Here is a 13,325-nt window from a genome sequence, read left to right on the forward strand (position 1 = left end):
CGCTAGTAGGCGCCGAACACCAACGACACGTTGTAGCCGCCGAGCCCGAACGAGTTGGTGACCGCGTACCGGTAGTCGGCGCGGCGCGGACTCTCGGCAACCACGTCGAGGTCGATCTGCGGATCGAGGTCCTTGAGGTTGAGCGTGGGCGGAACGAGCCCGTCGCGCAGCGCCTGCACCGTCAACACGGCCTCGATCGCACCGGCCGATCCCAGTGAATGCCCCAGCGCCGCCTTGGGCGCGTACACCGCAGGCGAGTGGTCGCCGAGCGCCTTGCGGATGGCCTTGGCCTCGGCCAGGTCGCCGTGGACGGTGCCGGTGGCGTTGGCGTTGATGTGGTCGATGTCGGTCGGGCTGAGGCCTGCCAGTTCGATCGCCCGGGCGATCGCGTCGCTGGCGCGCTCGCCGTCGGGATCGGGCTCGGTGATGTCGTAGGCGTCCGAGGTCATGCTCGCGCCCATCAGCCGGGCCAGCGGTTGCGCACCGCGCGCCTTTGCGTGCTCCTCGGTTTCGATGAGCATCAGCGCACCGCCCTCGCCGAACACCATGCCGTCGCGGTCCTTGTCGAAGGGTCGGCAGGCGCCCGCGGGATCATCGTTGTTGGTCGACAACAGCTCCTGCAGGCTGAACGCCGCAATCGGGACCGCCTCGATGTGGGTCTCGACCCCGCCGCAGATCACCATGTCGGCCTCGCCCAGGACGAGGTGTCGCCAGCCCTGTGCGATGGCCGCGGCGCCCGATGCATCGGCCATCACCGGCGAGATGATGCCCGCCTTCGCCTTCCGATCCAGGCCGACCGCCGCGGCCGCCCCATTGGGCATGTACATCTGGATGGTCAGCGGCGACACGGCGCGCAGGCCCTTCTGCCGCCAGAGATCGTGCTGGAGCGGGATTTCCTCGGTGCTGCCGAGCGCGAGGCCGACCGAGACCGCCAGCCTGCGGGTGTCGACGTCGGGGTCGCCCGCGATTTCCCAGAGCCTGCGGCTCAGGACGGTCGACATCTTCTGCATGTACGACGTCCGGCGCCGTTCGACGCGGTCCAGGTGCTCGTCGAGATTCTCGAGGATCGCGCCCCCGATGCGGACCGGCGAGTCGAACTCGTCGACGAACCACTTGTCGAGCGCCCGGATGCCGCTTCTGCCCTGCTGGAGCAGCTGCCAGGTCTCTTCGGCGTCAGTGGCCAACGCTGTCGTCGAGGCGACAGCGGTCACGACGATGTCGGGAAATCCGTCGCCAGTCCTGAGCGCGGCCATGCCGGATGCTCCTCGTCACTCGCCAGAATATGTTCGGGTAGTACTGAATATTAGGACCCTCCAAAACGATGGACGACTTGTGGCTGACCTCAATGTGCTCGGCGGGCCAATGGAGCCGTGCAGTTCTGACCCGATGACCGGCTTCTACCGGGACGGGTGCTGCTCGACCGGGCCCGAGGATCTCGGCAGCCACACCATCTGTGCGGTGGTGACGGCGGAGTTCCTCCGGCACCAACGGTCAATCGGCAACGACCTGTCCACGCCGCGACCGGAGTACCGCTTTCCCGGTCTGCGGCCGGGTGACCGCTGGTGCGTGACCGCGGTGAACTGGTTGAAGGCCTATCGGGACGGCTTCGCCGCGCCGGTGGTGCTGGCGTCGACGCATGAACGCACGCTCGAGGTGATTCCGCTGGAGGCGCTGCGCGAACACGCCGTCGACGTGCCCGACGACCTCGGATCGCTCTAGTCGCTTTCGCCAGAACCCGGTCAACCGGACGCGCCCGTCCTACCGTGAACCCATGGCTGAACAAACCCACGCCGTCGCGGCGGCGCACCCGTCCGACAGGGTGCTGCGGATCGTGAATCCGTTGATCGGCAGGTTGCTGCGCACGCCGCTGGCAGGGCCGCTGCGTCGTCGGATGATGGTGATCAACGTCGTCGGGCGTAAGAGCGGGCGTCGATACTCAATCCCGTTGAGCGCCCACAGGATTGACGGCGAACTGTATGCGCTGACTGCAGCGGCGTGGAAGAACAACTTCCGTGACGGGGCGACGGCGGACGTGCTGCTCGACGGGCGGACGACGCCGATGCGCGGTGAACTGCTGACCGACACCGCGCTCGTCGCCGAGTTGTCGCACCGCTGCGCGAAGGCCTGGGGCCCGAAGCGTGCGCCGACGATGATGGGCCTCAAATTCCGCGACGGTGGCATCCCGTCGGCCGAGGATTTCGCGGATGCGGTTCGCCGGGAACGCATCGCGGCGGTGCGGTTCACCCCCGCGTGACCGACACGTCTGCCGACGACCTCGCATAACCACCGTCCTCACGTAATTCGTCGCCATCTATATCGTCCGGTTCAACCTCTGTCATGACCGTTGACCTTCCGAAGACTGAGGACCGTTCCACGAACGAACAGATGAGCCACGAAAACAATCGCGGAATTGACGTTCGCGTAAACTCTGGTGCCTTGCTGTTCACTAAATTCAGAAGGGTGGGCGGATGACCATAGAGGGCGTCGTGCAGGGTCAATCCGCCGATGACGAGTCTCGGGAATGCGGCTATACGCCCGAACTGAAGCGGAGTCTCGGCTCGTTCCAGGTGTTCGCAATCTCGTTCGCGTTCATCTCGGTTGCGGTCGGTGTCTTCGCCAGTTATGGTGCGGTGCTTCAGAGTTCGGGACCCGTCGGCATCTGGCTGTGGTTAGTCGCGGCAATCGGTCAGACCCTGGTCGCGCTCGTCGTCGCCCAGTTCGCCGCTCGGATCGCGCTCAGCGGCTCCTCCTATCAGTGGGCATCGAGGCTGGCGAACCCGAAGGTCGGCTGGTTCTTCGGATGGTTGACGTTCTGGTTTCTGGCCATCGGAGTGGTGGCCATGGACAACGCGCTCGCCAGTCAGGCGCTCATGCCGCTGCTGGGTATGGCGCCCGACGAGGATGTGGCGCGGCTGATCACGCTGGCGGTGTTGGCGACGCAAACCGTGCTCGTCATCGCCTCGACCCGGCTGCTCGGAATGGTCACCTCGACCGCGGTGGCGCTGGAGTTGACGATCGTCGTGGTGCTGGTGATCGGACTCGGTGCTGTGATGGTGTTCAGCGGCAGCGGAACCGTCGACAACATGGTCTCGCAGGGCATCGCCGCCGGCTCACCCGACTACTTCGCGATCGGCGGCGGCTTGATGGCCGGGATGGTCATGGGACTGGTGACGCTGGTGGGCTTCGACTCGGCGGCCAACCTGGCCGAGGAGGCCAAGGACCCCTACCGCAGCGTCCCGCGGGCGATCGTCACCTCGGTGCTGGCATCGGCCGTCCTGGGTTTCATCTTCATCTTCACCCTCACCGTCGGGATCAAGAGCATTCCGGAGGTCAGCAACAGTGAATCACCGGTGGCGACGATCATCCGCGATCAGCTGGGATCCCTCACTGAGCGAATCCTGTTGTCGGGAATCGCGTTTGCGATGTTCGGTGCGGGGATGGTGATGCTGGCCTCGTGTTCTCGCATCGTGTTCGCCATGGCTCGTGATTCCCGCTTCCCGGGCTACACCTTGTTCCGCCGAGTCAACCCGCGCACCCGTACGCCGATTCCCGCGACCGTGCTGATGTTCGTCGTGGGCGTCGCTCTCATGGTGGAGCTGCCAGGTCAGGCCTTGCTGCAGCTGATCGTCGGGTCGACGATCCTTCCGGCGCTGATCTACGGAGCCATCACCGTGTTGTACCTGTCGGTGCGAAAGCGGCTGGGCCGCAGGGAGGGTGCGTTCGGGTTGGGACGCTTCGAGGTCCCCGTGGCGATCGCCGCCATCATCTGGGTGGTGTTCTCGTTGGTCGCGCTGATGTCGCCCTCGGACTCACTGGTCCCCGACCTGATTGTCTTGGGCGTCGTGGCGGCGGGCGGGCTGTACTTCGCCAAGATGATGATCTTCAACCGTGAGGTGCTCGAAACCGAGCCCGGTGATCCCGACGCGTTTTGAGTCAGCGTGAAGAACTCGCCGCCGGTTGGCCCGCGTGGAAGTGCGGAGGAAAGGCCGCCCGTTGGGCGATTTCGCTGCGGTAGTCGTTCACCCGGCCGGGAATGGTGCTGAGCACCGCGGCCGTCCGCCCGGCTCTCTCGTACGCGGCAACGAACCCTCCACTCGAAGTGCTTCCCTCGATGACCTCAACACTGTCGTAATCCGTTGGTACTCCGAGTAGTTGGAGTTTGGTGTCGTATTGGTCAGACCAGAAGTACGGCACCGCATCGTATTCTTGGGCCTTGGCGGGTCCGACCAACAGATTGCGCGCCGCTGTGATGCCCTGACGGGAGGCTTGATCCCAGTGCTCGATACGCAAGTGCTGCTCGTACAGCGGGTGCCACCACCGCGCGACATCGCCGGCGGCGACGACGTCCGTCGCACCTTGTGCGGCACCGGTGGCGTCGCACACCACACCCCGATCCACCTTGATCCCAGAGCCCTGCAGCCAATCGGTGGCCGGCTCGACTCCCAGCCCGATGAGAACAAGATCGGCCTTCACCTTCGAACCGTCGCTCAGGCGAACCGCTTTGACGTGGCGGGTACCGACGAAGCCATCCACTTCGACACCGCATCGCACATCCACCCCATGGCGGCGATGCAGGTCGGTCCAGTAGCGGCCCATCTCCTCACCCAAAGCGGACTGCAATAGGGCATCCGTCCGGGACAGCAGGGTGACCTTCAGTCCCATCGAACGCAGGCTCGCGGCGACTTCGACACCGATGAAGCCGCCACCGATCACGACGACACGCTTGCGCCTGCCGAGCTTCGAACGGATGGCAAGGCAGTCGTCGACCGTCCGAAGCGTCATCACGCCATCGGGAACCGGACCGACCGGCCACTGGCGTACCACCGCGCCGCTGGCGATGACGAGTCCGTCGAACGGCAGCGATCGGTCTTGGCCGACGTCACGTACGCGAACAATGCGCGACGCCATATCGACACCGACGGCGGTGGCCCCTCGCAGCGCATGCGCCTCGAGTGCGCTCTGCGGCGCCATGTCGATGCCGGCCCGGTGCACCTCACCGGTCAGCAACTTCTTCGACAGGGCCGGCCGGTGGTAGGGCGCATGGCGTTCGCCGCCGACGATCGTCAGCTCACCGTCATAACCCTCTGCCCGCAGTGTCTGCGCCGCCATCGTGCCCGCCACTCCGGTCCCGACGACGACGACCTTGCTGAGCTGACGACTCGGCGACATCCGTCAGTCCTCCACCGTGATCGCGCGGGTTGGACACGACACTTCCGCGCCGACCAGTTGTTTTCGCAACTCTTCGCCCGGTTGCTCCTGCAGGAGGTGAAGACCGTCGTCTCGGACGTCGAACACCTCCCGGCAGATGCTCATGCACACGCCGTTGCCGTCACAGGTGTCGAAGTCAACCCAGACCTTCATCATCGACGCTCCTCTCGGTTGGTCGCGGTCGCGGTTCAGTCGTGCGCAGCCTGCGCGGCCATTGCCCGCTCGTGCGCCTGGGCCCGTTCGCGTGCCTCGCGGGCCGTCGGCGAGAACTCGAGGTACTCCAATGCCAGCTGCGTATCGGCCTCGGGCCCAGGATGATGACCACGGCGCATGTACCGCAGGGGCACGACGAATATGAAATTCCACGGCCCCGGCAGCAGGTCCTTGCGGGCGGCCCGCCGCCAGTCCCGCCATCGCCATTTTTGGTCAATCGTGTCGTCGTTGCTCATGAGATAGCGGGCTCCGGCGATCCACCAGCCGACGAACAGCGGTGCGGTCATCAACATCGAAAAGGCTCTGATCCAATAGCTTCCGCACACGTGCTGGTAGACGTCGAACACCAACGAGCGGTGTTCCACTTCTTCAGCTCCATGCCAGCGGAGCAGATCGAGCATGACGGGGTCGGCGCCCGCGTGCTCCAGCCCCTTGTTCCGCAGCACCCACTGCCCCAACACCGCGGTGAAGTGCTCCAGCGATGCCACGTCGGCCAGCCGCCGGTACAGCCACCATCGCTTGAGTGGCGCTGGAAAGAACTTCGGCGGATCACCGAGGATGATCGACAAGGATCGGCCGAGCCGTTCGGTGTAAGGAGCGGTGTCGATGCCCTGCTCGGCCAACCGGTCCAACACCACCTGGTGCGCCCAGGCGTGCCAGGACTCCTGCTGGATGAAGGGCTTGATGGCCGCCTCGAGTTCTGGATCGTCGACCAGTGACGACGCCTCGAGGACGGCTTTGATGAAGTGCCGTTCGCCCTCGGGCAGCAGCAGATGCAACACGTTGATCATGTGGGTCGTAAACGGATCACCGGGCACCCAATGCCGCGGCAGGTTCGACCAGTCGAAGCGAACCTGCCGACGGTATGCCGGGTGTCCGTCCTGATGTAGTTGCACCTCAGGCATCAGTTCCTCCTCTTCCACGTCTGTAGACAACCGCGTCGGTCTTCAAACGCCGCGCCATTCATTTGCGGCCGGAGACGCGCAGCGCCGCGGGCGCCTCGACGCACACCCGCTGCCTGATCCGGGACAACGTGTCGTTCAGCAGCCGGGAGACCTGCACTTGGGAGACGTTGAGCTTGTCCGCCACCTCGCGCTGTGTGAGGCAGTCGAAGAAGATCATGCCCACGACTGCCCGGCGGCGAGGTTCCAGCGCTGCAAGCGCCTCCTTGATCATCAACATGTCCTCGACTTGCTCGTAGCCCGGATCGTCGGAGCCCTGGAGGGAGCCGACCGCTTCGGTTGTCTCGGACTGTGTGTACGCGACCGGCGCATCGAGCGACACGGGCTGGTAGGCGGAGGCCACCGCTTCCGATTCGCAAACGGCTTCAGTGTCCACGCCCAGTTCCTCTGCTAGTTCGATCGTCGTGGGCGAGCGATTCAGCCGCTGAGACAACGTGCTCACGGCTTCGCGTATCCGCAGCTGAGTTTCCTGCACTCTGCGCGGCACCCGGACCGTCCACGTCTTGTCCCGGAAGTGCCGCCTCAACTCGCCACGGATCGTTGGCACGGCGAATGCGAGGAAATGACCTCTGCCTGCCTGGTACCGGTCCACGCTGTGGATCAAGCCCATCCGGGCGACCTGCAACAGGTCCTCCGACGGTTCGCCACGGCCCATGAACCGTGAAGCGATGCGGTCGGCGATCGGCACGCATGCCGTGACGATGCGTTGCCGCCAGCGCTGTCGTTCGACACAGTCCGTGCTGCGCGCGAGTCGTCCGAAGAGCTCGTCGACTCCGAGGTCCTCGAAGGAGTCCCGCTCGCCGCCGCAGCGCTCTTGCCCGCGACGCGCGTGCCGGTGTTCCTCGGACCGGTGGCGGCGATCCGTGTCTGTTCGTAGCGGTGCCTGCGGGTCGCTGGCAACGACGGTCATGATTCGCTTCCTCGTCGAGCATGTGGTGGATCTCCCGAGCGCCTACCCGGCGACAACCAGCTACACACGGCTGAGCGCAATCGTTGCGAAACCACAATAAATGTGTTGCAGCAATGACATGGACCGGCCGGGCACCATGGGTAAGGACGGGCAGATGGGCGGTCGCCCATGACGCGCGAACTTCAGCGCGACGGCGGCCACAGTGCGGCGACAAGGGCGCCGTCGGTCCCCTCGCCGGCGGCCTCAGCGAAGGTCTTCAAGGCGGCGGCCAGCCGGTCTCGGTCGGCGATCGACATGCTGGCCAGCACCTTTTGAATTGCGGCGCGGCGTTGCCGAGTCACCTTCTGCACCAACCGTTGGCCGGCGGGCGTCAACGTCAACGTGACGTGGCGGCGGTCGACTTCGGATTCCTGCCGATTCAGCAGCCCCGCCTTGGTCAGCCGGTCGCAGGTCCTGCTCGCGTTGGACGGGTTGACGTTCAACTCCGCGGCGACCGCCGCCAGGTTCATGGGTCCGCGAGTATGAACCAGGACCAGCACACGCCACTGCGGGACGGTCACTACATCGTCAACGGCAGCCAGGGACGTCGCGGCGATCCCGACCAGCGCACGGGACGCACGAAGTACGGAATCGACCTGTTCGGCCATTTGCCCGTTTTCTTCCGTGCGGTCCCTCTCCGGCGCTTTCATGTCGGATATCTTCATCATCGTTGCCGTCCAATGCAACTCGCTGTTCGGCGCGTGGCTCCGCGCCAGTAAGAAGCGTCAGCAGTCGGTCCGTATGACGAAGTCGGCTGTGGCGTCTTCCGAAGGGTCGTGATGGTAGTAGCCCTCAGCTGATCCGGTTATCCGGAATGTGCCGTCGGAGATATCGGCGTCAGCCTGTCCAACCGTGCCCGCCCAGTAGCTTCCCGTGAAACCGCCGAGCTCCTCGATCTGAACTCCACGCGCAATGATCGAGTCACCGGTCTGGATCTGTGCGACGAAGCCGGGCGCGCTTTCGAGCGTCTCGATGCGCCAGGTCCACTCGACCTGTTCACACCGGACAGGTAGTCGCTCACCGATTTCGACGCCGTTGATGAGCACCGTGGCCGTATGGGTACCGAGCGCGGCGTAGCCCGTCGAACATCCCGATGTCACAAGAACTGCAGCGCTTAGGGCTGCGACCGTGGATGTGAGATGAATTCGGTCCATGAAGGGAAGTACCCATCGGGGGCTGCGCCGATACCGAGCAGACGGCTGCATCTGTGTGGCCGTTGGCGTATGAGATCGGCGCTGTGGGGTAACGGAGCAGCATGCGATTAATCCTTGTGCTCGCCGGAGCCGTCACGCTGATCGTGGGTGTGGTCGGTCTCCTCACGCCCGTGTCCGTCTCGCCGGAACTGCAAACAGTCGGCTGCGGAAGTGCGGTTTCGCCTGACTTCTCCGCCGCTCGGGCTGCAAACGATTACGTCAGCGATTTGCCGCAGAGCGACGAGGTGGTCGTCGGCATCGATTACACCGAGTTGTGCCGAATGGAGCTGGAGGACCGACGGATTCTGTCGATAACACTGGCGGCGGGTGGTGTCCTGATCCTCGCTGCCGGGATGACGATGCTGGTGCGGTCACGACAGAAGACTGGCTGACGAGACAAGGGTCTACCGATGTGGCCTGTGCCCGACCGCGCTGATGCCTTACCTACGGGATAGCTGATACTTCCCTTGAACGCGGCAAAGTCTGCCGCGAGCGCTATTACGGCAGCAGCCATTCGGCGGCCACCATTGATCGAGCCGCCCGCAGCGGTATGACACCACCGAGAGGTTCGATCATGTCCCAAGCCGATATTCACACCACGGAGAACGACGCCATCGATTGGTTGGCGTTGGCGGAGCAGGTCTTTCCCGCCGACCGCCTGTGAAGGCCGACTACGGCTGCTCCAACAGCCGCAGCGGGTGCAGACCGTCGACGGCGCCGACGAACGGCGGGTGAATGCTGTAGCCGATCATGCGCCGGATGTCGTCGGAGACCTCTCGCGCCGTGTCGCGGGAGATCGACAGCGTGAACGCCTCCATCGGCCGCAGCCACGGCTGGCAGTACTGGGCGGTGACGGCCAGTCGCGCGCTGTCCGTGGTGTTGGCGCCCCCGCCGTGCCAGAGGGTGCCGACGAAGAAGACGCACGAGCCGGCAGGCATGACGACGGGGATCGCGGGATCGTCCGGCTCCGGCCGCCGCCTGCCCCAGCGGTGACTGCCCGGGTAGAGGACCGTGGCGCCGTTGTCCGCGGTGAAGTCGTCGATCGCCCAGATGGTCGCGGCGGCGAGGGGATCGCGGGGCCGCGGAATCGGGTAGAACCCGTCGTCGTGATGCGCCAGTTGCGCGGTCTCGCCGGGCTGGATGTTGATGGCCTGCAGGGCCGACAGGAGGTAGTTGTCCATCAGCAATCGGTCGAGGACTGCGAGCACCCGTGGGTGGTCGACGAGTCGGTCGCAGACGCGGGTCCTGCTCAGCAGGCTGTAGATGCGCTGGGTGCGATGTCCTTCGAAGGAGTTGCGTCCGGTGTGTGAGAGCCAGGGTGCGACAGTCGCTTTGATCTGCCGGCATTCGTCGGCGTCAAGCAGGTTCTCCCAGATGAGGTAGCCGTCGCGGTCGAGGGCCGCCATATCGGCGTCGACGACCGCAGGGTCCACCGAGGCGCCGCCGCTGGGTGTCCACTTGTGCCGGCGCGCCAGATCGCTGCGCAGGTCGTCGAGCGTGGTGACCGGATCGTCGTCGATGCTCATCAGCAGTCCTCACTGGCCGGCGCGCGGTGGGCGGCCTATGCAAAAACACTGGACCTGGCTGGACCGCCGGTCAAGTGTCTCGCGCGGCCGCGCCGAACTCAGCGTTGAGCCAGCTTCTCGGTCTGTTTTGCGATGAAGGAGTTCCAGTCCGTCGCGCGCTCGACGAGGACATCACGCACCTGATCGTCGGTGTAGACCATGAAGGTGTCGTTAAGAATCGCCTCTGCGACCTGCTCGCCGACTTCCTCGGGTTGCAGGATGCCGAATTGTTCTCCGGGCAGGCCGGTCTGGACCTCTGGCCCGAAGGTAGGGGGCATCGTCGCGAGGATGTTCGTCGCCACCGGACCCGGACACACTACGGTGACGCCGATGCCCAGGGGGTGCAGGTAGAGCCGGAGGCCTTCGGAGATCTGGATAATTGCGGCCTTCGTCGCCGCGTACGGAATCCGATCATAGGAATACGTGTAGAGCCCGGCGAACGAGGCGGTGTTGACGATATGGCCGTGCCCCTGCGAAATGAGTTGAGGCAGGAAGACGGCGTTACTTCGAACGACGGACATCAGGTTGATCTTGATGATCCGTTCCCATTCGCCGACCGGGAGATGGTCGGGTCGGCCGCTGGTCAACACGCCGACGTTGTTCATGACGATGTCGACCGATCCGTAGCGCTGCCGCGTGAATTCGCCGAGATCTGCGAATGCCTGCTCCTTGGCGACATCACACACGAAGGCTTCTGCCGTGTGGCCGTCGGCCCTGATGTCCGCCACTGCCCGATCCGCGTTGTCGGCGTGGATGTCGGCAATCACGAGCCGCGCTCCCCGCTTGGCCACGGAGTGCGCGGTCGCCAATCCGATGCCGCTGGCTCCGCCGGTGATGACGGCCGTCGCACCGTTTAGTGATCTCACGGTTGCCTCACCGAACCGTGAAGCCTGCGTCGAGCGGCCACTGAATGCCGGTGATGAATTTGGCCTCCTCCGAAACCAGGAAAGCTACAGCGTGGGCGACATCCTCGGGTTGGAGGATGGGCAGCGGTAGCGCGTTCTCCATGCCCGAGATCGCATTCTGGCCGCCTTCAGCCGCCTGCGCCATCAACGCGTTCATCGCGTCGTTCTGCGTCATTCCGCTGAGCACTCCGGTGGGGTGGATGGTGTTCACCCGGATCCATTCGGGGGCAAGGTAGTTGGCGAGGTTCTGCATCAGCGCGACCACGCCGCGTTTGGCTGCGGCGTAGGCGTTTCCGCTGGCGTTGAGCGAGGCGGTGCCCTTAAGACCCGCTGTGGAGCTTGTGATGACAATCGATCCACCTTGTTTGCCCCCGCGCATGACGGGCAACGCGGCTCGGATGGTGTGGTAGACGCCGGTCAGGTTGGTGTCGATCACATCCTGCCAATCCTGCATGAAATCGTCTGATTCGCCTGCTAGACGGACGATTCCGGCATTGGCGATGATGATGTCGATACGGCCGAACTGCTCGACACCGGCATCCACCGCGGTCAGCATGTCGCGATAGCTCCGAACATCGCCTTTGCGCGCCACCATGCGTCGACCTTCTTTCTCGACGAGCCTCTCGGTTTCGTCGAGGTCGGCCATCGAGGCATTCGGATACGTCATCGACGCGATGTTCTCGCAGATATCGACTCCGATGATGTCGGCTCCTTCACGAGCCAACCGCACGGCGTGCGCACGGCCCTGCCCTCTCGCCGCGCCGGTGATGAAGGCGACCTTTCCTGCCAGTGACTTCGACATCAGACTCCTTTCGCATTGGCGGTTGGCATGGCGGCCGCGATGCGCTGCCACGACTCGTGTGCGGCTGTCTGGAGGACCCGGCCCTTGGGAAATCCGCTGTAGGCAGAGAACTGCAAAATGACTTCGTTCATCTCCGAACGGCTGATGTCGCCGGACTCCAGGGCCGATCCGACATGGGAATAGATCGGCCCGAGCGCACCGGACACCCCGACCGCAGCGACCGTGATCAACCGGCGCTCGCGACGGCCGAGGTTCGGTCGTTGCCAGAGGTGGCCGAAGACGAATGCCAGGATGCCGGCCTGGAAGTACGGCGAGTCCCGCGGCGGAGCCGGCAGCAGGTTCACGTCGACGAAGCACTTCTCACCCTCGTCGAGGCGAACGTCGTGATCCGTCGGCCCAAGCGATTCCGTCGGGAGTTCTGGCCTCGGCGGTACTTCCTCACCCCGCTCTTCAGCTAATCGAACCCACTCATTACGTGCCGCCCCTTCGGCTTCCGACGCCCGCGGCCAGCCGCAGTACACCGCGAAGTGCAAGACGAATTCGAGCAGTTCCTCGTAGGTGATGTCGCCGCTGGCCAGTGCGGCGTACATGTGCTGGTTCATGAGGTCGACGCTTTCGAGTGCACATACGCAGGTCAGCGTGACGAACCGGCGGTCTCGCCGACTCAACCCCGGCCGTTCCCACACCGGCCCGACGACCGGGTCGGCGACCATCACGTCCTGATAAGGCGGGTTCGTGCTCACAGGCACCTCTCTCGGTGAAGACGAATGACTGCACTTTAAGTCCCTAGACTTAATCCGTCCAGTATGAGATTGTCTTGCCATGTCCGTGTCAGTGGAACTGTCGCCGAAGCAACAGTTGGTGCTCACCGCGGAGCGGCTGTTCGCCCAACGCGGTCTCGACGGTGTGCCGCTTCGTCAAATCGGCACCGAGGCGGGCATGGCCAACAAGTCGGCGGTGCAGTACCACTTCGGGTCCAAAGAGGCTCTGGTGCAAGCGATCCTGCTGAACCGGCTGGAACACCTGACGCAGCGACGCCGGCTGCTGGCGGCGCGCGCCGGCTCCGATGACCTGCGGGGCATTGTCGAGGCGCACCAGTTGCCGCTCATCGAGATGGCCGAGGACGAGAATTGCTTCTACGTATCGTTCCTCGAACAGCTACTGCGCTATGACTCGTCAGTCAGCCCGCTGGCCTCGCTACCGGAGGAGCACGCGCAGTCCCATCGCGAGTACGTCCGAAGGGTCGGCGATCTCACCAAGCACATTCCGCGAGCCATCCGCGACGAGCGGATCCACAAGGTCTCCGCAATGTGTGTGCACGCGTGCGCCGACCGGCACCGGTATCGCTCCTTCGGACAACCGGTCGCGTCGTACGCGTTGCACGTGAGCGCACTGCTCGACGACTTCGTCGCCATGCTCACCGCTGCACCGTCCGAGGAGACGCTCGCTGCGCTAAAGGGCTCTCGGCAGCGAGGCGTGGTGCTTCGGGCATTGCCGTAGGAGGTGGAAGCGAGCGGTCATAACACAT

The 13,325-nt window shown here is 64.6% G+C and carries 16 protein-coding genes; 5 read left to right on the forward strand and 11 right to left on the reverse strand.

Annotated elements, in window-relative coordinates:
- Nucleotides 1–2: 2 nt before the first annotated feature.
- Nucleotides 3–1,253 carry a KasA/KasB family beta-ketoacyl-ACP synthase gene (locus AAHH99_RS12585; RefSeq protein WP_418768902.1) on the reverse strand — a complete coding sequence of 417 codons (1,251 nt, stop codon included), beginning with the start codon at nt 1,251–1,253 and terminating at the stop codon, nt 3–5.
- A 79-nt stretch (nt 1,254–1,332) separates the two neighbouring features.
- On the opposite strand from AAHH99_RS12585, the gene AAHH99_RS12590 reads away from it, so the two are divergent.
- From AAHH99_RS12590 to AAHH99_RS12600, 3 genes are all read left to right on the forward strand, one after another.
- Nucleotides 1,333–1,719: a DUF2237 family protein gene (locus tag AAHH99_RS12590; protein ID WP_418768903.1), complete on the forward strand. Its 387-nt coding sequence runs from the start codon at nt 1,333–1,335 to the stop codon at nt 1,717–1,719.
- Between the two features lie 52 nt (nt 1,720–1,771).
- Entirely contained in the window at nt 1,772–2,254 is a 483-nt protein-coding gene (locus AAHH99_RS12595; RefSeq protein WP_418768904.1) for a hypothetical protein, read from the forward strand.
- A 214-nt stretch (nt 2,255–2,468) separates the two neighbouring features.
- On the forward strand, nt 2,469–3,932 hold the full coding sequence (locus AAHH99_RS12600) for an APC family permease (RefSeq protein ID WP_418768905.1): 1,464 nt from the start codon (nt 2,469–2,471) through the stop codon (nt 3,930–3,932).
- A gap of 1 nt (nt 3,933) precedes the next feature.
- Here the strand turns inward: AAHH99_RS12600 and AAHH99_RS12605 are convergent, their stop codons facing one another.
- From AAHH99_RS12605 to AAHH99_RS12630, 6 genes are all read right to left on the reverse strand, one after another.
- On the reverse strand, nt 3,934–5,169 hold the full coding sequence (locus AAHH99_RS12605) for an NAD(P)/FAD-dependent oxidoreductase (protein WP_418768906.1): 1,236 nt from the start codon (nt 5,167–5,169) through the stop codon (nt 3,934–3,936).
- Nucleotides 5,170–5,172: 3 nt separating this feature from the next.
- Nucleotides 5,173–5,364, reverse strand: a complete 192-nt coding sequence (locus tag AAHH99_RS12610; RefSeq protein ID WP_418768907.1) for a ferredoxin — start codon at nt 5,362–5,364, stop codon at nt 5,173–5,175.
- Nucleotides 5,365–5,396: 32 nt separating this feature from the next.
- Complete coding sequence (locus tag AAHH99_RS12615) at nt 5,397–6,326, reverse strand: metal-dependent hydrolase (protein ID WP_418768908.1); 930 nt, start codon at nt 6,324–6,326, stop codon at nt 5,397–5,399.
- A gap of 58 nt (nt 6,327–6,384) precedes the next feature.
- Nucleotides 6,385–7,293, reverse strand: coding sequence for a SigB/SigF/SigG family RNA polymerase sigma factor (locus tag AAHH99_RS12620; protein WP_418768909.1), 909 nt, complete (start codon nt 7,291–7,293; stop codon nt 6,385–6,387).
- Between the two features lie 182 nt (nt 7,294–7,475).
- The gene (locus AAHH99_RS12625; RefSeq protein ID WP_418768910.1) at nt 7,476–7,940 is read right to left on the reverse strand and encodes a MarR family winged helix-turn-helix transcriptional regulator; all 465 of its coding nucleotides are present in this window, start codon (nt 7,938–7,940) and stop codon (nt 7,476–7,478) included.
- 117 nt (nt 7,941–8,057) lie between these two features.
- Complete coding sequence (locus tag AAHH99_RS12630) at nt 8,058–8,432, reverse strand: lipoprotein LpqH (protein ID WP_238382103.1); 375 nt, start codon at nt 8,430–8,432, stop codon at nt 8,058–8,060.
- A gap of 155 nt (nt 8,433–8,587) precedes the next feature.
- Between AAHH99_RS12630 and AAHH99_RS12635 the strand changes: the two genes are divergently transcribed.
- Nucleotides 8,588–8,917 (forward strand): hypothetical protein, encoded by a 330-nt coding sequence (locus tag AAHH99_RS12635; RefSeq protein WP_418768911.1) that lies wholly within the window; start codon nt 8,588–8,590, stop codon nt 8,915–8,917.
- Between the two features lie 279 nt (nt 8,918–9,196).
- On the opposite strand, the gene AAHH99_RS12640 is transcribed toward AAHH99_RS12635, so the two are convergent.
- From AAHH99_RS12640 to AAHH99_RS12655, 4 genes are all read right to left on the reverse strand, one after another.
- Nucleotides 9,197–10,051 (reverse strand): phytanoyl-CoA dioxygenase family protein, encoded by an 855-nt coding sequence (locus AAHH99_RS12640; protein WP_418768912.1) that lies wholly within the window; start codon nt 10,049–10,051, stop codon nt 9,197–9,199.
- A gap of 98 nt (nt 10,052–10,149) precedes the next feature.
- A complete protein-coding gene (locus tag AAHH99_RS12645; protein ID WP_418768913.1) occupies nt 10,150–10,956 on the reverse strand; it encodes an SDR family NAD(P)-dependent oxidoreductase in 807 nt (268 codons plus the stop codon).
- 7 nt (nt 10,957–10,963) lie between these two features.
- On the reverse strand, nt 10,964–11,797 hold the full coding sequence (locus AAHH99_RS12650) for a mycofactocin-coupled SDR family oxidoreductase (RefSeq protein ID WP_418768914.1): 834 nt from the start codon (nt 11,795–11,797) through the stop codon (nt 10,964–10,966).
- On the reverse strand, nt 11,797–12,540 hold the full coding sequence (locus tag AAHH99_RS12655; RefSeq protein ID WP_418768915.1) for a carboxymuconolactone decarboxylase family protein: 744 nt from the start codon (nt 12,538–12,540) through the stop codon (nt 11,797–11,799). The genes AAHH99_RS12650 and AAHH99_RS12655 overlap by 1 nt, the downstream gene beginning before the upstream one ends.
- 79 nt (nt 12,541–12,619) lie before the next feature.
- Here AAHH99_RS12655 and AAHH99_RS12660 point away from each other — a divergent pair, with 79 nt between their 5' ends.
- The gene (locus AAHH99_RS12660) at nt 12,620–13,297 is read left to right on the forward strand and encodes a TetR/AcrR family transcriptional regulator (protein ID WP_064396605.1); all 678 of its coding nucleotides are present in this window, start codon (nt 12,620–12,622) and stop codon (nt 13,295–13,297) included.
- Nucleotides 13,298–13,325: the final 28 nt, after the last annotated feature.

Origin of the sequence: Mycobacterium neumannii, assembly GCF_048452905.1 — a bacterium.
Lineage (GTDB): Bacteria > Actinomycetota > Actinomycetes > Mycobacteriales > Mycobacteriaceae > Mycobacterium > Mycobacterium neumannii_B.

Excerpts from the sequence above, each read along its gene's own strand:
- AAHH99_RS12585 (WP_418768902.1), bottom strand. The coding sequence starts at position 1,253 with ATGGCCGCGCTCAGGACTGGCGACGGATTTCCCGACATCGTCGTGACC.
- AAHH99_RS12595 (WP_418768904.1), top strand. The coding sequence starts at position 1,772 with ATGGCTGAACAAACCCACGCCGTCGCGGCGGCGCACCCGTCCGACAGG.
- AAHH99_RS12600 (WP_418768905.1), top strand. The coding sequence starts at position 2,469 with ATGACCATAGAGGGCGTCGTGCAGGGTCAATCCGCCGATGACGAGTCT.
- AAHH99_RS12605 (WP_418768906.1), bottom strand. The coding sequence starts at position 5,169 with ATGTCGCCGAGTCGTCAGCTCAGCAAGGTCGTCGTCGTCGGGACCGGA.
- AAHH99_RS12610 (WP_418768907.1), bottom strand. The coding sequence starts at position 5,364 with ATGATGAAGGTCTGGGTTGACTTCGACACCTGTGACGGCAACGGCGTG.
- AAHH99_RS12615 (WP_418768908.1), bottom strand. The coding sequence starts at position 6,326 with ATGCCTGAGGTGCAACTACATCAGGACGGACACCCGGCATACCGTCGG.
- AAHH99_RS12620 (WP_418768909.1), bottom strand. The coding sequence starts at position 7,293 with ATGACCGTCGTTGCCAGCGACCCGCAGGCACCGCTACGAACAGACACG.
- AAHH99_RS12625 (WP_418768910.1), bottom strand. The coding sequence starts at position 7,940 with ATGGCCGAACAGGTCGATTCCGTACTTCGTGCGTCCCGTGCGCTGGTC.
- AAHH99_RS12635 (WP_418768911.1), top strand. The coding sequence starts at position 8,588 with ATGCGATTAATCCTTGTGCTCGCCGGAGCCGTCACGCTGATCGTGGGT.
- AAHH99_RS12640 (WP_418768912.1), bottom strand. The coding sequence starts at position 10,051 with ATGAGCATCGACGACGATCCGGTCACCACGCTCGACGACCTGCGCAGC.
- AAHH99_RS12650 (WP_418768914.1), bottom strand. The coding sequence starts at position 11,797 with ATGTCGAAGTCACTGGCAGGAAAGGTCGCCTTCATCACCGGCGCGGCG.
- AAHH99_RS12660 (WP_064396605.1), top strand. The coding sequence starts at position 12,620 with ATGTCCGTGTCAGTGGAACTGTCGCCGAAGCAACAGTTGGTGCTCACC.